Here is an 18494-nt window from a genome sequence, read left to right as displayed (position 1 = left end):
CGGAAGGGGCCTCCCCTGGTCGAGCGAAGCCGAGACCTTGGGGATGACCGACGACAACGCCGCCGGGCGCCGCCCATCGGCACGCGACGCCGCCCCACCCATCCGCGCGACCTCAAGGCCCCTGGCCCCCTGTGACAGGCCTGTGACAGTCGGAGGACAGCGCCATGAAACTGCCCCGGCAAGCTCATTGGCACGACGAACGAGGCAACTCCAACTGACGGGGGGCGCGGGATGAACGCGATGGACGCAACGCACGGCGGCACCACCATGAACGCGGTGGTCACGCGTCTTCACGACCTCACGGTCACGCGGAGCGGCGAGAAGTCCGGCGCCGTGAACGGGCGGGGGTGCGTTCGCGGCGCCGGGCGTCAGCACAAGCCGTCGTACATGACGGTGGTTGACGCGGACAGGCTGGGCTCCGGGGGAGGCGCGTACGGGCGGCCGGCGGGGGAGCGCGGCGAGCGGCCGGAGCGCGCCGGCGGCCCTGACGGGACGGGCGGGACGGGCCGGGCGGACAGCGCGTCGGCCGAGGCCGAGGCCGCGTTCACCGCGTACGTGCGGGAGCGCCGCGCGTCCCTGTACGCCACGGCCTACCACCTGACCGGCGACCGGTACGAGGCGGAGGACCTGCTCCAGAGCGCGCTCTTCTCCACCTACCGGGCCTGGGACAGGATCAGCGACAAGGCGGCCGTCGGGGGCTATCTGCGCCGCACGATGACCAACCTGCACATCAGCGCCTGGCGCCGGCGCAAGCTCAACGAGTACCCGACGGAGGAGCTCCCGGAGACGGTGGGCGACACCGACGCCATGCGCGGTACGGAACTGCGCGCGGTGCTCTGGCAGGCGCTCGCCCGGCTGCCCGAACTCCAGCGCACGATGCTGGTCCTGCGCTACTACGAGGGCCGTACCGATCCGGAGATCGCGGACATCCTCGACATCAGTGTCGGCACGGTGAAGTCGAGCATCTGGCGGTCGCTCCGCCGGTTGCGGGAGGACGACGTCCTCAGCTTCGGCCGTGACGAGGAAGAGTCCTTCGGCGAACTGGTCGCCTGAGGGCCGTCCCGGGTGGACCACCGGGACACACGGGGGAGCGGGACCCGCCGTTCTCGGGGGAGACGGCGGGAGCACGGGGGAACACCGGGGGAACGACGGGGGGACCGAGGGGAAAAGGGGGAGGAACGCATCCTTCGCGCAGGCGGCGGATGTGCCACGAGGGGTCAGGGGAGACACGGGGGACCCAACGGGGGATCACGGGGGGCAACGGGGAGAGAGGCGGGACCGTACGGGCCGGGGGGCCCGTACGGTCCCGCCTCGCGTGTGCCGCCCGCCTCAGCGGCTGCCCGCGACCGTACTCGCGCCCGTACCCGTGCTCCGGCTCGTGTCCGTGCTCCGGCCTCTGGTGCCGCCCGGGCCCGCGACGGTCGTCGTGGTGGTGTCCGTCAGCCTGTGGGCGTGCCGACCTGGTTGCGTTCGAGCGCGGAGCGCAGCTTCGGGATGTCGCGGACGGCGGTCGCGGCCGAGGAGCCGTCGAGCGTGTCTCCGATCAGCTCGGCGAGTCCGTCGGCGAAGGTTTTCCCCGCCGCGTCGACGAGCTGCGAGCCGTCGTCGGTAGTCCAAGAAGCGAGACGCGCGGGCCTGGCCTCTCGTTGCTCGCTGCCCTCATCGCCCGCCCAGGACCGTGAACCCGGTAGGCCTGTCCGCAGCCTTCGACCGGTTCGACGGGCCACGCCGGGGGGCGCACACGCACACGCACACGCACGCGCAGGCGCCCATGGGCCGCCGCTTCCGTCGGCAGCGCGGGATCGGCCTGCCGGTAGGGTCCGGGCCCACGGACTGGATTCCGTACTGAATCAGCGGGCGCCCAGCAGACCTGCGAGGATGTGCAGGCGTTCGGCGTCGGGGCTGTCGTCGGCGGCGGTGCAGACGACAAGGGCGGGGCCGGGGTTGCCCGGTATCGGGTAGGCGTCCCAGTCCAGGTTCAGTTCACCGACCTGGGGGTGGTTGAGGTGTATCTGTCCGCGGGTCGGTTCCTCCACGTCGTGGAGGGCCCACAGGGCCGCGAACTCGTCGCTGCGGACGGCGAGTTCACCGACCAGTTCTACGGCGCGCGGATGTCCCGGATCGGCGGCGACCTGTGTCCGTAGCATTCCGATCAGCTCGGCGACAGTGGCGGCGCGATTGGGGCAGGTCCGGTCGGCTTCGGGGTGCAGGAACAGAGCCAGCAGGTTCCGCTCCCTCTGCGGCTGCCGGGTGAACTCTCCCAGCAGGGCTGCGCCGAGGGGGTTCCAGGCCAGCACGTCCAGGAAGCGGCCGACGACCAGAGCGGGCGAGGCCATGCCCCGCAGCAGCCGTAGCGTCGTGTCCGGTACCGTCTCCGGTTCGTACGCACGCGGCAGGCGGGCCGGGGTGCGAGCGGCGGCGGCGAGACCGTGCAGGTGGCGCGTCTCCTCGGCGGAGAAGTCGAGGGCGCGGGCGAGGGCGTCCAGGACCTGGTCGGAGGGGCGTACGTCGCGTCCCTGCTCCATGCGCTGGTAGTAGTCCGAGCTCACCCCTGCCAGCAGGGCCAGTTCCTCCCGCCGCAGCCCGGCGACGCGTCGCCGCGGGCCGGGCTCCAGGCCGACGTCCTGCGGACGCAGCCGGGTTCGGCGGGTGCGCAGGAACTCGGCCAGTTCGCGACGGGGATCGTCGCTCATGGCGGGGGAGGCGTCGGTCATGACGCCAGTATGCCGTCGGCGCCGCCCCCGAGGGTGGGTCTGCCGGACCCAGGATAAGGAGAACGTCCGTGATGCCGCGTGCGGGGTCCAGCATCGGACACACCACAGCCGGTCACGGAAGGACACCGACATGAAAGCTGTTCAGATCACGGGTTTCGGCAAGGCGGACGTACTGCGGATCAATGACGTGGACCGTCCCGCTCCCGGCGCCGGTGAGGTGCTGGTGTCGGTCGAGGCGTCCAGCGTGAACGGGCACGACGTGATCGTCCGGGCGGGGGAGTTGAAGATGGTGTCGGGGCGCCGGTTCCCGATCGGTGTGGGGCTGGACTTCGCGGGGACGGTCGCCGCGGCCGGCGCCGATGTCGCGGGTCATCGGGTCGGGGACCGGGTGTGGGGCATGGTGCATCCCCGGGAGCGGCACACCACCGGTGGGGCGGCCGAGTACGTCGTGGTCCCCGCGGACCGGATCGCACCCGCCCCGGAAGGCATCTCGCCGGTCGAGGCGGCCTCGCTGACCGTCGCGGGCTCCACGGCACTGCTCGCGCTGCGTGACAGCGCGCATCTCACCAGCGGGGAACGGGTCCTGGTCCGGGGCGCGGCCGGCGGCGTCGGCACAGCCGCCGTGCAACTGGCGCACGCGATGGGCGGCCATGTGACCGCGCTGGCCCGCGACCGCCACGCCGAGCTCCTCACCGGCCTCGGAGCCGACGAGGTCCTGGACTACCGCGCCACCACCTCGGACCGGATCGGGCCGTTCGACGTCATCGTCGACACCGTCGGCTCGGAACTGAACTGCTACCGGAGCCGATTGGCCAAGGGCGGCCGGATGGTCACCGTGGGACTGTCCGCTTCGGCCCTGGCCGCGATCGCCGCGTCGAGCGTGTACGGTGCCCGCCGGATCCGCGCTTTCAGTGCCAATCCCGATACCGCCGTGCTCCGTGACCTGGCCGGTCATGTCACGTCGGGTGCGCTGCGCCCGGTGGTCGACAGCGTGTATCCGCTCACGGGCATCGCTGCCGCGCACCGGGCGTTCGAGCGCGGCGGCGTCGTGGGCAAGCACGTGGTCGCGGTGGCGGCATAGCTCCGTCGTTCTCGTGCGCATCCGGTCTGAAGGGCGCCAACGGCCAGTTGCGGAGGTCGTGCCGCTGACTGCTCCGAGTGGCCCGGGTCGAATCAGAGCGGTTTCCTCTGACTGCCTCCGATCGCCTCTGCAACCCGTCCTAGCGGGTCCCAGCCTCATCGCCTCGCATAAGTGCGGGTCAGAATGGTGTGCTAGGCCCTGTCCGGTCGATCTCCGCGGAGACCTGGGCGGGCACGGAACGCGCCATCACGCAGCGTCCGGCCGCGGCGGCGGTGATACGGCTCAGCGCCTCCGCCTTTCCGCACGGGTACGCGCCCAGCGCCGTCTGCCGCGCCACGATCGCGCGCTCGCCGCGCATCAGCCGCCAGCCCCGCCGCAGCAGGAACGGCACCGACTTGCGCCCCTCGCGCAGATCACGTGCCAGCCGCCGCCGGAAGGTCGTCGACGGGCGCCCGCGCAGGCAGAGCGCGTCGGCCAGCACGCCCAGCTCCTGACACCGGGCGACGATGTCGGCGGCGAAGATGCCCTCCGCGAGGAACAGGGGCGTGCGTCCGATGTCGAGCGCCTCCGTGCCCACCCGTGCGCTGGTGGCGATGGAGTAGACGGGAACGGCCGTACGCCCCCCGCGGCACAGCTCCGCGATCGCGGCGACGGCGGCCTCCGTGTCCCAGGACCGCGCGGAGTCCCAGTCGACGTCCGTCGTGCCCGGGACCAGGGGCAACGTCGGATCGTCGCCCTCCTTGTAGAAGTCGTCGAGCCGCAGCACGGGCAGGCCGGTACGCGCGGCGAGGGACGACTTTCCGGAGCCGGAGGGCCCCGCGAGCAGCACGACCCTGGTCGGCAGGGAAGGAGAAGTCACGGGACACCAGTGTGCGGCATGAATCCTGACGGTGGACACCGGAAGGCGGATTGGTGAGGCGTGGTGGCGCGAACCACGCGGAGCGGCTACGGTGCGTGCCGCTACGATGACGGTGTGTATGCCGCATCTCTCGCAACGTCCGGCATCACCCTCATCTCTCCGCATCTCTCCTCATTCCCCGCACTTCCGGCAGGCAGGACATCTCATGGCACGTCATGCAGCTCGTACCTCCCAGGGATCCCCGCGCCGCGCCCTGCTGCGCGCCGGGCTGACCGTCACCGCCGCGGGCGCGGCCCTCGGGCTGGGCGGCGGTACGGCGGCGCAGGCGGTCGAGCCCACCGGCGCGACCGTGGCGAACGGTGACACCGAACTCGCCACGGCGGCCACCGCCGCGGGCCAGGGTGTCTTCGGCGCGCTCGGTCACGCGGCGGCCGGGGCGCTGGGTCCGGTCAAGAACCTCAAGCTCAACCCGCTGGCCGGCACGGGCGTTGATCCGCTGGACAACGCGGTGGGCACCCGGATCGCCGACTTCAAGCCGCTCTCCACCGCGTCGTTGACCGACCCGCTGACCAAGGGCAGCGCCTCGCTCAAGGACTTCCCCGTGATCGGCGGCGTGCTCGGCGCACTGCCGGGCTGACGGGCGGCGGCGCGCGCCCGTCGCGTACAGAGCAGTGAAAACGTCCCGCTTCCCCTTGAACGGGGGAAGCGGGACGTGGCGTTGAGTCGCCGGTACCGCCGGTAGGCCGTTGCCGTCAGTACGCCGTTGCCGTCAGTACCCCGAGCCGGAGGCTCCCAGGCTGCCCGTCGGGTGCCAGACCGTCTTCGTCTCCAGGAAGGCCGTCAGGCGGCGCGTGCCCGGGTCGGCGGACCAGTCCGCCGGGGCGCCGGCGGGCGAGGGGCGCAGGACGCGCTTGAGGTTGTCCGCGGCGGCGGTCTCCAGGTCCTTCGCCGTCCCCTCGTCCGCCCCGGTGAGGTCGATCCCGTTCACGTCCTGGTGCGCGGCGAGCGGGGCCGCGAGCTCGGCCGTGCGGCCGGAGAGGATGTTGACCACCCCGCCGGGCAGGTCGGACGTGGCGAGCACCTCGCCCAGGGAGAGCGCGGGCAGCGGAGCCTTCTCGCTCGCGACCACCACCGTCGTGCAGCCCGTGGCGATCACCGGGGCGATCACCGAGACCAGGCCCAGGAAGGAGGACTCCTGGGGCGCCAGGACGGCCACCACGCCGGCCGGTTCGGGCGTGGAGAGGTTGAAGTACGGCCCGGCCACCGGGTTCGCGCCGCCGATGACCTGGGCGATCTTGTCGGTCCAGCCCGCGTACCACACCCAGCGGTCGACCGCGGCGTCCACGACCGCCCCGGCCCGCTCCGGCGACAGGCCCTCGGCGTCCGCGACCTCGGCGACGAACTGCTCCCGGCGGCCCTCCAGCATCTCGGCGATCCGGTAGAGGACCTGGCCGCGGTTGTACGCGGTGGCCCCCGACCAGCCGCCGAACGCCTTGCGGGCCGCGACGACCGCGTCCCGGGCGTCCTTGCGGGAGGACTGCGGCGCGTTCGCCAGCCAGGTGCCTGCGGAGTCGGTCACTTCGTACACCCGGCCGCTCTCGGAACGGGGGAACTTGCCCCCGACGTACAGCTTGTAGGTCTTGAACACGCTCAGCCGCGCGCGGCCCGGCTCCGCGTCGGACGCCGGCTTCTTCTTCGAGGTCTCAGCGGTCCTCGAGGTCTCAGCGGTCTTCGCGGTTTTAGCGGTCTTCGCGGTCTTCGCGGTCTTCTCGCGGGGGGTGTCAGACATCGAGGTACGCCTCCAGGCCGTGGCGGCCGCCCTCGCGGCCGTAGCCCGATTCCTTGTAGCCGCCGAACGGCGAGGTCGGGTCGAACTTGTTGAACGTGTTGGCCCAGACGACACCCGCCCGGAGCTTGCCCGCGACGGCGAGGATCCGCGAGCCCTTCTCGGTCCAGATGCCCGCCGACAGGCCGTACGGCGTGTTGTTGGCCTTGGCCACGGCCTCGTCCGGGGTGCGGAACGTCAGCACGGAGAGCACCGGGCCGAAGATCTCGTCGCGCGCGACCGTGTGCGCCTGGGTGACGTTCGTGAAGAGCGTCGGCGCGAACCAGTAGCCGGCGGACGGCAGCGCGCAGTCGGGCGACCAGCGTTCGGCTCCCTCGGCCTCGCCCGTCTCGGCGAGCGCGGTGATACGGGCCAGCTGCTCGGCCGAGTTGATCGCGCCGAGGTCGGTGTTCTTGTCCAGCGGGTCGCCCACGCGCAGCGTGGCCAGCCGCCGCTTGAGCGAGTCCAGGACCTCGTCGTGGACCGACTCCTGCACCAGCAGCCGGGAGCCCGCGCAGCAGACCTGCCCCTGGTTGAAGAAGATCCCGTTCACGATGCCCTCGACGGCCTGGTCGACGGGGGCGTCGTCGAAGACGATGTTGGCGCCCTTGCCGCCCAGTTCGAGCGTGACCTTCTTGTCCGTGCCCGCCACCTGGCGGGCGATCGCCTTGCCCACGCCGGTCGAGCCGGTGAACGCCACCTTGTCCACGCCCGGGTGCGCGACCAGCGCCGCGCCGGTCGCGCCGTCGCCGGTGACGATGTTGACCACGCCCCGGGGAAGCCCGGCCTGGCGGCAGATGTCGGCGAAGAACAGCGCGGAGAGCGGGGTCGTCTCGGCCGGCTTGAGCACGACGGTGTTGCCGGTGGCCAGCGCCGGGGCGATCTTCCACGCGAGCATGAGCAGCGGGAAGTTCCACGGGATGACCTGGCCCGCCACGCCGAGGGGGCGCGGGTTCGGCCCGTGGCCGGCATGGGCCAGCTTGTCGGCCCAGCCCGCGTAGTAGAAGAAGTGCGCCGCGACGAGCGGGAGGTCCGTGTCGCGGGTCTCCCGGATCGGCTTGCCGTTGTCGAGCGTCTCCAGGACCGCCAGTTCGCGCGAACGCTCCTGGATGATGCGCGCGATCCGGAACAGGTACTTGGCGCGCTCGGCGCCGGGCAGCGCGGACCACGTCGAGAACGCCTTGCGGGCCGCCCGTACGGCGCGGTCGACGTCCTCGTCGCCGGCCTGGGTGTACTCGGCCAGGACTTCCTCGGTGGCCGGGTTGACCGTCTTGCGCAGGCCGCCGCCCGTGCCGCCGCCCGTGCCGCCGCCGCGCGTGGCGTCGGAGCTCTCGGTGAACTCGCCGTCGATGAACAGGCCGTAGGACGGCGCGAGGTCGACGACACCACGGGACTCGGGCGCCGGGGCGTACTCGAAGGGAGACGGGGACGTCGTCGGGCGCGGGGAGGTCATGGGGGTCTCAGGGGCCATCGGGGTTTCAGGGGCCATGGGGGATCAGTCCACCGTCACGTAGTCGGGGCCGGAGTACCGGCCGGTGCTGAGCTTCTGGCGCTGCATCAGCAAATCGTTCAGCAGGCTGGAGGCGCCGAACCGGAACCAGTGGTTGTCCAGCCAGTCCGCGCCCACGGTCTCGTTGACCAGGACCAGGAACTTGACCGCGTCCTTGCTGCTGCGGATGCCGCCCGCGGGTTTCACCCCGACCTGAACGCCGGTCCGCTCCCGGAAGTCGCGCACCGCCTGGAGCATCAGGAGCGTGTTGGCGGGGGTGGCGTTGACCCCGACCTTGCCGGTGGACGTCTTGATGAAGTCGGCCCCGGCGAGCATGCCGAGCCAGGAGGCGCGGCGGATGTTGTCGTACGTGGAGAGCTCGCCGGTCTCGAAGATGACCTTGAGGCGGGCGGCCCCGGCCGCCTCCTTCACCGCGCGGATCTCCTCGTACACCTTCAGGTAGCGCCCGGAGAGGAACGCGCCGCGGTCGATGACCATGTCGATCTCGTCGGCGCCGGCGGCGACCGCGTCGCGGGTGTCCGCCAGCTTCACCCCCAGCGCGGCGCGGCCGGCGGGGAAGGCGGTCGCGACGGAGGCGACCTTCACCCCGGACCCGGCGAGCGCGGCGGCGGCCGTCTCCACCATGTCGGGGTAGACGCAGACGGCGGCGGTCGCCGGGGCCGTACGGTCGGTCGGGTCGGGACGGAGGGCCTTGGCGGCGAGCGCCCGGACCTTGCCCGGGGTGTCCGCGCCTTCGAGTGTCGTCAGATCGATCATGGAGATGGCCAGATCGATGGCGTACGCCTTGGCCGTGGTCTTGATCGACCGCGTCCCGAGCGAGGCGGCGCGCGCTTCGAGGCCGACGGCGTCGACGCCGGGCAGCCCATGGAGGAAGCGGCGCAACGCGCTGTCGGACGCGGTCACGTCTGCGAGTGCGGAGGTGATGGTGGGCATGGTCACCAGGTGAGCATATCTACGCGCGTAGTGGAATGGGTAGGGGGTCCCGGACCGGGGCGGTGTCCGGTGCGGTTACGAGGGCGGGCCCGGACGGGGCGCGGGGGTGCCGGGGGCCGTACGGCAGAATCGGCGTATGACGAGCCCCAGCCCCGAGCAGCAGCCCGCCGAGGAGCGGGACGCCGAGCAGCGGTCCGGTGAGCGGCCCGCCGAGCAGGCGCCCGAGCAGCGGTCCGGTGAGCAGCCGCGCGAGCGTCGGCCCGCCGAGCGGCCCGCCGAACGATCCGCCGCGCGGTCCTCGGCCGAGCGGTCGTCGGCGGAGAGGTCCTCGGCCGTACGGCAGCCCGCCGGGCAGCCCTCGGGCGCGGGGCAGTCCGCCGGGCCCGCCTACGCCGATCGCGTCTACCGGTCGGCGGGTGGCATCGCGGGCGGCGCGATGATGCTCCTGATCATCCTCTGGCTCGGCGGCGACGCGCTGGTCCGGGGCACGGGCCGGACGCCATGGCTGGCGCTCGCGGGGATGCTGTTCGCGGTCCCGCTCATCGCCGCGTACACCGTGCGCCCGGCGGTCTTCGCGAACCGGGACCGGCTTCGTGTCAGGAACCCGCTGCGGACGATCACCCTGCCCTGGGGAGTGGTCACGGACGTGCGGGCGCGGTTCTCGTGCGAGGTGTTCACCGAATCGGGGAAGTACCAGATGTGGGCGGTGCCGGTGTCATTGCGGCAGCGCAAGCGCGCGAACCGGGGCCAGGGCGCGCCCACGCGCTCCGACCCCTTCGCCGCGCCCGGCACCGAGACCCCGCGGACGCCGACGCCCGCACTGGCGGACCAGGCGGTGGCCGACCTCCGTGACCTCTCGGAGCGCGCCGAGTCCCGCCCCGAGGCGCAGGGCGAGCCGGTGGTGCGCTGGGCGTACGAGGTCATCGCCCCGGCGCTGGCCGGACTGGTCCTCCTCGTGGTGCTGCTGCTCACGGGCTGATCGGTGGTCCTTGCGGGCGCGCGCCCGGGCCGTCTTTTGTGTCCCCGGTTGCGCTGAAGCGCACAAAGGACACAGGTCCCGCCGTGGACGCGGCCGGCGGGCCGCCTCCGCGCTTGACCTTGTCGCAGCGGCAGGGTTTCTACTGGCGCCATGCGCATCGGAGAGATCGCCGCGCTCGTCGGAGTCACCTCCCGGGCCGTGCGGCACTACCACCACATCGGTCTCCTGCCCGAGCCTCTGCGACGGGCCAACGGGTACCGCGTCTACGGCATCCGCGACGCCGTCGTGCTGGCCCGGATCCGGCGGCTGACCGAGCTCGGACTCGCCCTGGACGAGGTACGGGACGTCCTCGCGGACGACTCCGGGCGCGAATTGGCCGAGGTGCTGCGCGAGCTGGACGCCGACCTCGCGCGCCAGGAACACGAGCTCCGGCGGCGCCGCGAGGTACTGGCGGGTCTGCTGGAGGGACCGCTCACGCCGGACGCGCCGCTGTCCCCCGCGCTCGCCGAGCTGTTGAGGGCAGCGCCCGCCACCGCGTCGCCGGCCGCCGCCAAGGACCGCGAGCACCTGATCCTGCTGGACTCGACGGTCGGCAGTGACGCGGTGTTCGCGGCGCTGCGGCACATCGCCGAGGACCCCGCCGTGCTGTCGGCGTACGGACGGCTGGACGAACTGGACGGGGCGGCGACGGACGATCCGCGCGTCGCGGCGCTGGCCGACGAACTGGCCGCCGCCGTACCCGACGCGGTCCTGGCCGCGATCCCGGACGGCGGCCCGGTGGCGACGGGGTTCGGAGAGGCGCTGCTCGCCGACTATCCGCCCGCCCAGGCCGAGGTGGTGCGCCGGGTGATGGCACGGCTGGCCGTCCGGATGCGCGAGAGGGCGTCATGAGGAAGGGGGCCAAGAGTCAGGGGGCCGAGAGTCAGGGGGCCGAGAGTCAGAGGGCCGAGAGCAAGGGGGCCGGGAGTCAGAAGGGCATGAGCACGGGGGGCATGAGCCTGCGCGCCGCGCGGGCGGCGGCCGGGGCGGTGCTGCCCGCCGAGGCGGCCGTCCTGGTGTGCCTGGCGGCCGGCGTACGGATCCCCGGAGCGGTCCTGGTGGTGGCCGAGGCACTGGTGGCGACCGTGCTCGTGCTGGAGGCCGTGGTCCTGTGGCGGCTGTACGCCACGCGGCGACGGGCCGGCGCCGGCCGGCGGCACGCCGTGCGGGGCGCGCTGCGGACGCTGCTCCCCGTGGGCGCGCGCCGGCTCGTCGCGTACGAGATCCGGGCCCTGCGCAGCCTCGGGCTGTGGCTGCTGCGCCGCCGCCACCAGGTCCCCGACGGCGCGCTGGCCGTCGCGTACACCGGGCCGCAGACGGCCCTGATGTACGGGCTGCTCTTCGTCTCCGTCGTGGAGACGGTTCTGCTGGCACTGGTGGTCCCCTGGCCGGTCGTGCACGCGATCCTGCTCGTCGTCGACGTGTACGGGGTGGTGCTGATCCTCGGCCTGCACGCCTCCTGCGTGGTCCGGCCGCACGTCGTGGGAGCCGACGGCTCGCTGCGCGTGCGGTACGGCGGACTGTTCGACCTGCGGGTTCCCGCCGCCGCCGTCGCCGTCGCCAGGGTCGAGCGGCGCTACCCCGACGGGCGGCTGCTGGAGCTGAGCGCGGACGGGGTGCTCGACCTCGTGGTGGGCGGGCAGACCACGGTGACGGTGGAGCTGACGGAGCCGGTGGAGTTCGTACGGCCGCTCGGCGCGCGGGGCTTCGCCCGGACGCTCCGGTTCCACGCGGACGACCCGCGTGAGACGGTCGCCGCGCTCACCCGAGCCCGGACGGATCCGGCGCGGGGGACGGCGGGGCCGACGCCGCGCTGAGCGTCCCGTAGGGATGTCCGCTCCCGACTCCCCGGGCGGGCCTGGGGGATGCCCCTGAGAACGATCAGGGGGAGAGCCGTCTTCGATGAGGATCCGGGAGGGCCGCGCCCGTCGCCAGGATGAGGTCGTTCGGACACCATCAGCTGGAGAGGCAGTCCCTTATGCGCGTTACCCCGTTCAACCGCCGTGCCGTGCTCGTGACCGTATCGGCCGTCCTCGCTCTCGGAGTGGGGGCGGGATCCGCCGTGGCCCTGCCCCGGCAGGAGCGCGTACCCGGGGCCGGCGGAGGCGCCGTGTCACGGGTCGCCGAGCATCCGCGGGCCGAGGCGCTGCGGGCCGCGCTCGTGGGCCTGCCGGACGGTGAGGCGACGAGCGCGGTCGTGCGCGCCGGCGGACGGGACGGGCGGTGGGAGGGAAGCGCCGGGGTACGGGAGACGGGCAGCCAGGACCCCGCCGTCGCGGACGGGCGGTTCCGGGCCGGGTCGGTGACGAAGGTCGTGACGGCCGCCCTGGTGCTGAGGCTCGCCGCCGACGGCAAGGTGAACCTGGACAGACCGGTGCAGAGTTATCTGCCGGGCCTGCTGACGCCGGAGTTCGAGCCCGTCTCCGTACGGCAGTTGCTCAACCACACCAGCGGCATTCAGCCGGGGGACGGCTTCGGCGATTCCTGGGAGGAGCAGTACGCGCACCGGTTCGACACGCTGAACCCCGAGGACGTGGTGGCCGCAGGGGTGGCGAAGGGACCGGAGTTCGGCCCGGGGACGCGGCAGCACTACCTGAACGTCAACTACACGATCCTCGCGATGCTGGTCGAGAAGGTGACGGGGCGGACGTACGAGGAGGGGGCGGCCCGGTACGTCCTCGGGCCCGCCGGCATGCGGCGGACCTCGTTCCCCGGCACCGACCCGCGTCTGCACGGCCCGCACAACCGCGGCTACCAGCTGGTCGACGGGAAGCTCGTGGACGTGACCGAGTGGAACGTGTCGGACCGGTGGGCGGCAGGCGACATGATCTCGACCATGGACGACCTGGAGCGGCTGATGACCTCGCTGTTCCGCGGCAGGATCGTGCCGCGACCGCAACTGGAGGAGATGTTCACCGTTCCCGCGGGCGTCGCGGGCGCCACCAAGTCGGCCGGACTGGAGCGGTTCGAGATCGACGGCGTCGAGGTGTGGGGCAAGACGGGCGCGCGCCCCGGTTACAACACCGCCATTGTCGCCACCCGGGACCTCTCCCGTACGGTCGTCTACTCGGTGACCGGCACCGACGCACACGCCCAGGGGCTGCGGATCGGCCAGCGCTTCGGCTTCCCGGCGTTCCTCCAGGATTAGGTCCTGTCCGGAGCTGCTGTCGCGTGATTCAGCACCTCCTCGTCCTGGCCGCGCCCACGTTGCCTGCGCCGACCGGCGTGCGGGCGGGACGGCCGGCGGCAGCCGTCCCGTACGCGCGTGGCCGAACAGGGCCGCGTCAGATGCCGGCGGCCGTCGCCAGGTCCTTCTTCAGCGCCGCGAGCAGCTCCGTACCCGTCGTCCGGGCCGACGGGAGGGCCGGCGCGTCCTCGACCGGGACCACCACCTCCAGGTAGCACTTGAGCTTCGGCTCGGTGCCGCTGGGGCGGACGATGACGCGGGCCCGGTACGCGCCCTCCAGGTGGTAGCGCAGGCCGTCCGTGGGCGGCAGGCCGCCGGGGCCCTCGGTGAGGTCTTCGGCGGAGACGACGTCCAGCCCGGCCAGGGCGCGCGGCGGTGTCTCGCGCAGGCGCCGCATCGCCGCCGCGATCAGGGACAGGTCCTGGACGCGGACCGAGAGCTGGTCCGTGGCGTGCAGGCCGTGGGTGACGGCCAGGTCGTCGAGGAGGTCGGTGAGCGTGCGGTCCTTGGCGGCCAGCTCCGAGGCCAGCTCGGCGACCAGCAGCGCGGCGGTGATGCCGTCCTTGTCGCGGACGCCGTCGGGGTCGACGCAGTAGCCGAGCGCCTCCTCGTAGCCGTACCGCAGGCCCGGCGCGCGGGCGATCCACTTGAAGCCGGTCAGCGTCTCCTCGTGCCGGACGCCCGCCGCCGCCGCGATCCGGCCGAGCAGCGACGACGAGACGATCGACTCGGCGAACGTGCCCGTCGCGCCCTTGTGCACCAGGTGCGCGGCGAGCAGCGCGCCGACCTCGTCGCCGCGCAGCATCCGCCAGCCGCCCTCGGCCGCCTCGTCGGGGACGGCCACGGCACAGCGGTCGGCGTCCGGGTCGTTGGCGATGACCAGGTCGGGCCGTACGCGCCGGGCCGTGGCGAAGGCCAGGTCCATCGCGCCCGGCTCCTCCGGGTTGGGGAACGCGACCGTCGGGAAGGCCGGATCCGGCTCGGCCTGCTCGGCGACCAGCGCGGGCGCGGGGAAACCGGCCCGTGCGAAGGCCGCGAGGAGGGTGTCCGTGCCGACGCCGTGCATCGCCGTGTACACGACGCGCGCGGTACGGGGCGTGCCCGGCGTCAGGACCGCGTCCGTACGCTCCAGGTACGCCGCCAGGACCTCGTCCCCGAGGGTCTGCCAGCCGCTCTCCGGGCGGGCCACGCCGGCCAGCGCGCCCACCGCGTCGATCTCGGCCGCGATCTCGCCGTCCGCCGGCGGCACGATCTGGGTGCCGCCGCCGAGGTAGACCTTGTAGCCGTTGTCCCGGGGCGGGTTGTGGCTGGCGGTGACCTCCACGCCGGCCACGGCGTTCAGGTGCCGTACGGCGAACGCCAGGACCGGGGTGGGCAGCGGGCCCGGCAGCACGGCCGCGCGCAGGCCCGCCCCCGTCATCACGGCCGCCGTGTCGCGCGCGAAGTCGGCCGACTTGTAGCGGGCGTCGTAGCCGATGACGACCAGGCCGTCGCCCTCGCCCCGCTTCCCGAGGTACGCGGCGAGGCCGGCCGCGGCCCGGATGACGACCGCGCGGTTCATGCGCATGGGGCCGGCGCCGAGCTCCCCGCGCAGCCCGGCGGTGCCGAACTGGAGCGTGCCGGCGAACCGCTCGCCCAGCGCGTCGAGGTCACGCGCCTCGATGAGCCGGGCCAGTTCCTCGCGGGTGTCGTCGTCCGGGTCCTCGGCCAGCCAGGCCGCGGCGCGGTCCATGAGGCCCTGTGCCTCGCGGTCCTCCGGGGCGCGGTTCCGGCTGTCGCCTGCCTCGGGGGCCTCGGGAGCCACGGGCGTCCCGGGGGAGACCCCCGCGGGCTTCGGGTCCTGTGCGTCCCGAGTCGTGTGCGCGTCCCGCGGTGCCCGCCGGTCCCGCTCGATCCTGTCGTCCTGCTGCACGGTGGACGTACCTCCTCGTCGTGGCTCTCGCCGCCGTCGCGATCGCTGTCGTCGTGATCGCCGTCGTCCGGAGTCCTCCGACCCCGTGTCGACCCTCGGGTGCCCCGTTCCCCGGATCCTCAGATCCGGTGCAGCACCCGCCCCAGCAGCTCGCCCATCCGTGTCGCCGAGTCCCGGCCCGCCTGGAGGACCTCCTCGTGGTTGAGGGGTTCGCCCGTCAGGCCGGCCGCCAGGTTGGTCACCAGCGAGATGCCGAGCACCTCGGCGCCCGCCTCGCGGGCCGCGATCGCCTCCAGGACCGTGGACATGCCGACCAGGTCGCCGCCCATGACCCGGACCATGTTGATCTCCGCGGGCGTCTCGTAGTGCGGGCCGGGGAACTGGACGTACACGCCCTCCTCCAGGCTCGGGTCGATCTCCTTGCAGAGCGCGCGCAGCCGGGGCGAGTAGAGGTCCGTCAGGTCCACGAAGTTGGCGCCGGTGATCGGCGAGACCGCGGTGAGGTTGATGTGGTCGCTGATCAGTACGGGCTGGCCGGGGCGCATGCCCTCGCGCAGGCCGCCGCAGCCGTTGGTCAGGACGACGGTCTTGCAGCCGGCCGAGACGGCGGTACGGACCCCGTGCGCGACGGCCGCGACGCCGTGGCCCTCGTAGTAGTGCGTACGGCCGAGGAAGACCAGCGCGCGCCGCTCGGCGATCCGGTACGAGCGGATCGTGCCGCCGTGCCCCGCCACGGCGGGCGGCGGGAACCCGGGCAGCTCGGTGACCGGGATCTCCGCCTCCGGCGTCCCGAGCGCGTCGACGGCCGGTGCCCAGCCGGAACCCATCACCAGGGCGATGTCGTGCGTCGCGGCGCCGGTGAGCTGTCTGAGGCGCTCGGCGGCGGCGTCGGCGGTGGCGTGCGGGGAGGCGGGGCCGTCGGCGTCGGCCGGAATAACAGATGCGTTCACGCGGACGAGGGTAGCCGGTCATGCCCTACGCGCGTAGATGCTTCCGGCGTGATCTTCCGATGATCTGCGGATCGTTACCGTCCTTGGGCGCGTCGCGCGCCCGCCGCCTTGTGCGCCTCGCGCGCCCCCCGCCCTCAGCAGGGGCGCTTGCGCAGCTCCATCACGTAGTCGTGCGGCGCGCCCGCCGACTCCGCCGCGTCCGCGATCTCGCCCAGGTAGCGCGCCGACGGCAGCCCGCCCTCGTACCCGTTCAGGACGTACAGCCAGGCCGGCTCCTCGCCGTCCAGCGTGTGCACCCGTACCCGCATCCGCCGGTAGATGTCGAGGCCCACGCCCTCCCAGCGGTCCATGGAGTCCTCGTCCATCGGCGCCAGGTCGTACAGCGCGACGAAGACCTGGGAGCGCGGGGCCTCCACGATCGTGGCCAGCGCTCCCTCCCAGCCCATCTGCTCGCCGCCGAAGGTCAGCCGCCAGCCGTTGAGCCAGCCCGTGCCGCGCAGCGGGGAATGCGGGGCGCGGCGGGTCATCAGCCGCGCGTCGAGGTTGCCGGCGTACGCGGCGTAGAGCGACATGGGTCGAGAGTACGGGAGGTACGGGCGTGGTCGCCGGTGCACCGGCCGGTGCGGTGTGGTGGCAGGGCCGGGCGCGGCACCGGCGGCGACGGGGCCGGCGTCGCGGCAGGGGCGTCGCGGCAGGCGCGGCCCGCGGGGCCGTGGCAGGGGGCGTGCGGGAGCGGCCGGACCGGGGCGGGCGGAACCCCGGCCGGGGTCCGAAAGGCTCCGGCCTCGTCGATTCCCGGATGGCGGGCCCCGGCGGGAGGCCGCGTGAAGCGTGCGGGACAATGGAGTGCGTACTGCATCCCCCGGGGGTTCCTCCCCCGGAACCCCGGCCGGGGCGGCAGACGGGCCGGGTCGACAACGCGAGGCGGACTTTTTCGTGACCCGGATCGTGATCATCGGCGGCGGACCCGGCGGCTACGAGGCGGCCCTGGTGGGCGCCCAGCTCGGCGCGGAGGTGACCGTCGTCGACTGCGACGGCCTCGGCGGGGCCTCGGTGCTCACCGACTGCGTACCGTCCAAGACCCTCATCGCGACGGCCGAGGTGATGACCACCTTCGACTCCTCGTACGAGGAGCTGGGCATCATCGTCGCCGACGACACGCCCCCGCTGGCGCGGTCGGCCCGCGTCGTCGGGGTCGACCTGGGCAAGGTCAACCGGCGGGTGAAGCGCCTCGCGCTGGCCCAGTCCCACGACATCACGGCCTCGGTCACCCGGGCCGGCGCGCGCGTGCTGCGCGGGCGCGGGCGGCTCCAGGGCCGGCAGGGCGTGGACGGTTCCCGCCAGGTGGTCGTGACGGCGGCGGACGGCAGCGAGGAGACGCTGACCGCCGACGCCGTGCTGATCGCGACCGGCGGCCATCCGCGCGAGATCCCCGACGCGCTGCCGGACGGCGAGCGGATCCTGAACTGGACGCAGGTGTACGACCTCGACGAGCTGCCGGAGGAGCTGATCGTGGTCGGTTCCGGCGTCACCGGTGCCGAGTTCGCGGGCGCCTACCAGGCGCTGGGCTCGCGCGTCACCCTCGTCTCCTCGCGCGACCGCGTGCTGCCGGGCGAGGACCCGGACGCCGCGGGCGTCCTGGAGGACGTCTTCCGGCGGCGCGGCATGAACGTGATGTCCCGCTCCCGCGCCGAGTCCGCCAAGCGCGTCGGCGACCGGGTCGAGGTCACCCTCTCCGACGGCCGGACCATCTCCGGTACGCACTGCCTGATGGCCGTCGGCGCCATACCCAACACGGCGGGCATGGGCCTGGAGGAGGCCGGCGTCCTGCTCAAGGAGTCCGGCCACATCAAGACGGACCGGGTCTCCCGCACCTCCGCGCCCGGTGTGTACGCGGCCGGTGACGTCACCGGCGTCTTCGCCCTCGCGTCGGTCGCGGCGATGCAGGGCCGGATCGCGATGTACCACTTCCTGGGCGACGCGGTGACGCCGCTCAACCTCAAGACCGTCTCGGCGAACGTCTTCACCGACCCCGAGATCGCCACCGTCGGCCACAGCCAGGCGGACATCGACGCGGGCCGGATCGACGCCCGGGCCGTCAAGCTGCCGCTGCTGCGCAACCCGCGCGCCAAGATGCAGGGGATCCGGGACGGCTTCGTCAAGATCTTCGCCCGCCCGGGGACCGGGATAGTGGTCGGCGGCGTGGTCGTCGCCCCCCGCGCGAGCGAGCTGATCCACCCGATCTCGCTCGCGGTCGACAACAACCTGACCGTGGAGCAGATCGCGAAGGCGTTCACGGTGTACCCGTCGCTGTCGGGTTCGATCGCGGAGGTCGCGCGGCAGCTGCACACGCGGAAGACGGGCGACGAGAGCTGATTCCGCGATGCCCGCGTCTGCGCGGTTACGCCCGGTTCTGTCCGGGCGGCGGAGCCGCCGTTTGGGCCGGTTGACCGTCGGAACGCCCCTTATACCACTGAGCGTGCCCGTCTGTGCGCAACTTCTGTT

General features: G+C 73.2%; 17 protein-coding genes. 8 read left to right on the top strand and 9 right to left on the bottom strand.

Annotation, left to right across the window (positions count from 1 at the left end; all coding sequences use genetic code 11):
* Positions 1-240 precede the first annotated feature (240 nt).
* Positions 241-1053, top strand: a complete 813-nt coding sequence (locus tag IG02_RS0121105; RefSeq protein ID WP_030750268.1) for a SigE family RNA polymerase sigma factor — start codon at positions 241-243, stop codon at positions 1051-1053.
* A gap of 386 nt (positions 1054-1439) precedes the next feature.
* Here IG02_RS0121105 and IG02_RS41685 read toward each other — a convergent pair whose 3' ends face one another.
* Both IG02_RS41685 and IG02_RS0121095 read right to left on the bottom strand, forming a co-directional pair.
* Positions 1440-1727 carry a hypothetical protein gene (locus tag IG02_RS41685; protein WP_158712355.1) on the bottom strand — a complete coding sequence of 96 codons (288 nt, stop codon included), beginning with the start codon at positions 1725-1727 and terminating at the stop codon, positions 1440-1442.
* 123 nt (positions 1728-1850) lie between these two features.
* Positions 1851-2714, bottom strand: a complete 864-nt coding sequence (locus IG02_RS0121095) for a helix-turn-helix transcriptional regulator (RefSeq protein WP_199814056.1) — start codon at positions 2712-2714, stop codon at positions 1851-1853.
* A gap of 130 nt (positions 2715-2844) precedes the next feature.
* Here IG02_RS0121095 and IG02_RS0121090 point away from each other — a divergent pair, with 130 nt between their 5' ends.
* Positions 2845-3795 carry an NAD(P)-dependent alcohol dehydrogenase gene (locus IG02_RS0121090; protein WP_030750264.1) on the top strand — a complete coding sequence of 317 codons (951 nt, stop codon included), beginning with the start codon at positions 2845-2847 and terminating at the stop codon, positions 3793-3795.
* A 178-nt stretch (positions 3796-3973) separates the two neighbouring features.
* Here IG02_RS0121090 and IG02_RS0121085 read toward each other — a convergent pair whose 3' ends face one another.
* On the bottom strand, positions 3974-4654 hold the full coding sequence (locus IG02_RS0121085; protein ID WP_234314840.1) for a uridine kinase family protein: 681 nt from the start codon (positions 4652-4654) through the stop codon (positions 3974-3976).
* Between the two features lie 205 nt (positions 4655-4859).
* Here IG02_RS0121085 and IG02_RS0121080 point away from each other — a divergent pair, with 205 nt between their 5' ends.
* On the top strand, positions 4860-5291 hold the full coding sequence (locus IG02_RS0121080; protein WP_030750258.1) for a hypothetical protein: 432 nt from the start codon (positions 4860-4862) through the stop codon (positions 5289-5291).
* Positions 5292-5423: 132 nt separating this feature from the next.
* Here IG02_RS0121080 and IG02_RS0121075 read toward each other — a convergent pair whose 3' ends face one another.
* From IG02_RS0121075 to deoC, 3 genes are read right to left on the bottom strand one after another with little or no spacing between them, the layout of a single operon-like run.
* Positions 5424-6443 (bottom strand): aldehyde dehydrogenase family protein, encoded by a 1020-nt coding sequence (locus IG02_RS0121075; protein WP_078854658.1) that lies wholly within the window; start codon positions 6441-6443, stop codon positions 5424-5426.
* Positions 6436-7932, bottom strand: coding sequence for an aldehyde dehydrogenase family protein (locus IG02_RS0121070; RefSeq protein ID WP_030750253.1), 1497 nt, complete (start codon positions 7930-7932; stop codon positions 6436-6438). The genes IG02_RS0121075 and IG02_RS0121070 overlap by 8 nt, the downstream gene beginning before the upstream one ends.
* Positions 7933-7974: 42 nt before the next feature.
* On the bottom strand, positions 7975-8922 hold the full coding sequence (gene deoC / locus IG02_RS0121065; protein ID WP_030750249.1) for a deoxyribose-phosphate aldolase: 948 nt from the start codon (positions 8920-8922) through the stop codon (positions 7975-7977).
* Positions 8923-9343: 421 nt separating this feature from the next.
* On the opposite strand from deoC, the gene IG02_RS42205 reads away from it, so the two are divergent.
* The 4 genes from IG02_RS42205 (at position 9344) to IG02_RS0121045 (ending at position 13088) form a co-directional block, all read left to right on the top strand.
* Positions 9344-9901: a PH domain-containing protein gene (locus IG02_RS42205; protein ID WP_051765441.1), complete on the top strand. Its 558-nt coding sequence runs from the start codon at positions 9344-9346 to the stop codon at positions 9899-9901.
* Between the two features lie 150 nt (positions 9902-10051).
* The gene (locus IG02_RS0121055; protein WP_030750244.1) at positions 10052-10792 is read left to right on the top strand and encodes a MerR family transcriptional regulator; all 741 of its coding nucleotides are present in this window, start codon (positions 10052-10054) and stop codon (positions 10790-10792) included.
* Between the two features lie 86 nt (positions 10793-10878).
* Positions 10879-11757, top strand: coding sequence for a hypothetical protein (locus tag IG02_RS0121050; protein WP_051765421.1), 879 nt, complete (start codon positions 10879-10881; stop codon positions 11755-11757).
* Between the two features lie 161 nt (positions 11758-11918).
* On the top strand, positions 11919-13088 hold the full coding sequence (locus tag IG02_RS0121045) for a serine hydrolase domain-containing protein (protein ID WP_051765419.1): 1170 nt from the start codon (positions 11919-11921) through the stop codon (positions 13086-13088).
* A 136-nt stretch (positions 13089-13224) separates the two neighbouring features.
* On the opposite strand, the gene IG02_RS0121040 is transcribed toward IG02_RS0121045, so the two are convergent.
* The 3 genes from IG02_RS0121040 to IG02_RS0121030 all read right to left on the bottom strand — a co-directional run bounded on the left by IG02_RS0121040 (position 13225) and on the right by IG02_RS0121030 (position 16561).
* Positions 13225-14859, bottom strand: coding sequence for a phospho-sugar mutase (locus IG02_RS0121040; protein WP_030750237.1), 1635 nt, complete (start codon positions 14857-14859; stop codon positions 13225-13227).
* Between the two features lie 299 nt (positions 14860-15158).
* Positions 15159-15989, bottom strand: coding sequence for a purine-nucleoside phosphorylase (locus IG02_RS0121035; protein WP_030750235.1), 831 nt, complete (start codon positions 15987-15989; stop codon positions 15159-15161).
* Positions 15990-16123: 134 nt separating this feature from the next.
* On the bottom strand, positions 16124-16561 hold the full coding sequence (locus IG02_RS0121030) for a gamma-glutamylcyclotransferase (protein WP_030750233.1): 438 nt from the start codon (positions 16559-16561) through the stop codon (positions 16124-16126).
* Positions 16562-16925: 364 nt separating this feature from the next.
* On the opposite strand from IG02_RS0121030, the gene IG02_RS0121025 reads away from it, so the two are divergent.
* Complete coding sequence (locus IG02_RS0121025) at positions 16926-18365, top strand: NAD(P)H-quinone dehydrogenase (RefSeq protein ID WP_030750230.1); 1440 nt, start codon at positions 16926-16928, stop codon at positions 18363-18365.
* The last annotated feature ends 129 nt before the right edge of the window (positions 18366-18494 follow it).

It is taken from the genome of Streptomyces sp. NRRL F-5135 (assembly GCF_000719775.1).
Taxonomy (GTDB): Bacteria; Actinomycetota; Actinomycetes; order Streptomycetales; family Streptomycetaceae; genus Streptomyces; species Streptomyces hebeiensis.
Note: the sequence above shows the minus strand (reverse complement) of the source record. Positions and strands in the feature narration are given on the sequence as shown.

Excerpts from the sequence above, each read along its gene's own strand:
- IG02_RS0121105 (WP_030750268.1), top strand. The coding sequence starts at position 241 with ATGGACGCAACGCACGGCGGCACCACCATGAACGCGGTGGTCACGCGT.
- IG02_RS0121095 (WP_199814056.1), bottom strand. The coding sequence starts at position 2,714 with ATGACCGACGCCTCCCCCGCCATGAGCGACGATCCCCGTCGCGAACTG.
- IG02_RS0121090 (WP_030750264.1), top strand. The coding sequence starts at position 2,845 with ATGAAAGCTGTTCAGATCACGGGTTTCGGCAAGGCGGACGTACTGCGG.
- IG02_RS0121080 (WP_030750258.1), top strand. The coding sequence starts at position 4,860 with ATGGCACGTCATGCAGCTCGTACCTCCCAGGGATCCCCGCGCCGCGCC.
- IG02_RS0121075 (WP_078854658.1), bottom strand. The coding sequence starts at position 6,443 with ATGTCTGACACCCCCCGCGAGAAGACCGCGAAGACCGCGAAGACCGCT.
- IG02_RS0121070 (WP_030750253.1), bottom strand. The coding sequence starts at position 7,932 with ATGACCTCCCCGCGCCCGACGACGTCCCCGTCTCCCTTCGAGTACGCC.
- deoC (WP_030750249.1), bottom strand. The coding sequence starts at position 8,922 with ATGCCCACCATCACCTCCGCACTCGCAGACGTGACCGCGTCCGACAGC.
- IG02_RS0121055 (WP_030750244.1), top strand. The coding sequence starts at position 10,052 with ATGCGCATCGGAGAGATCGCCGCGCTCGTCGGAGTCACCTCCCGGGCC.
- IG02_RS0121050 (WP_051765421.1), top strand. The coding sequence starts at position 10,879 with ATGAGCACGGGGGGCATGAGCCTGCGCGCCGCGCGGGCGGCGGCCGGG.
- IG02_RS0121045 (WP_051765419.1), top strand. The coding sequence starts at position 11,919 with ATGCGCGTTACCCCGTTCAACCGCCGTGCCGTGCTCGTGACCGTATCG.
- IG02_RS0121040 (WP_030750237.1), bottom strand. The coding sequence starts at position 14,859 with ATGGACCGCGCCGCGGCCTGGCTGGCCGAGGACCCGGACGACGACACC.
- IG02_RS0121030 (WP_030750233.1), bottom strand. The coding sequence starts at position 16,561 with ATGTCGCTCTACGCCGCGTACGCCGGCAACCTCGACGCGCGGCTGATG.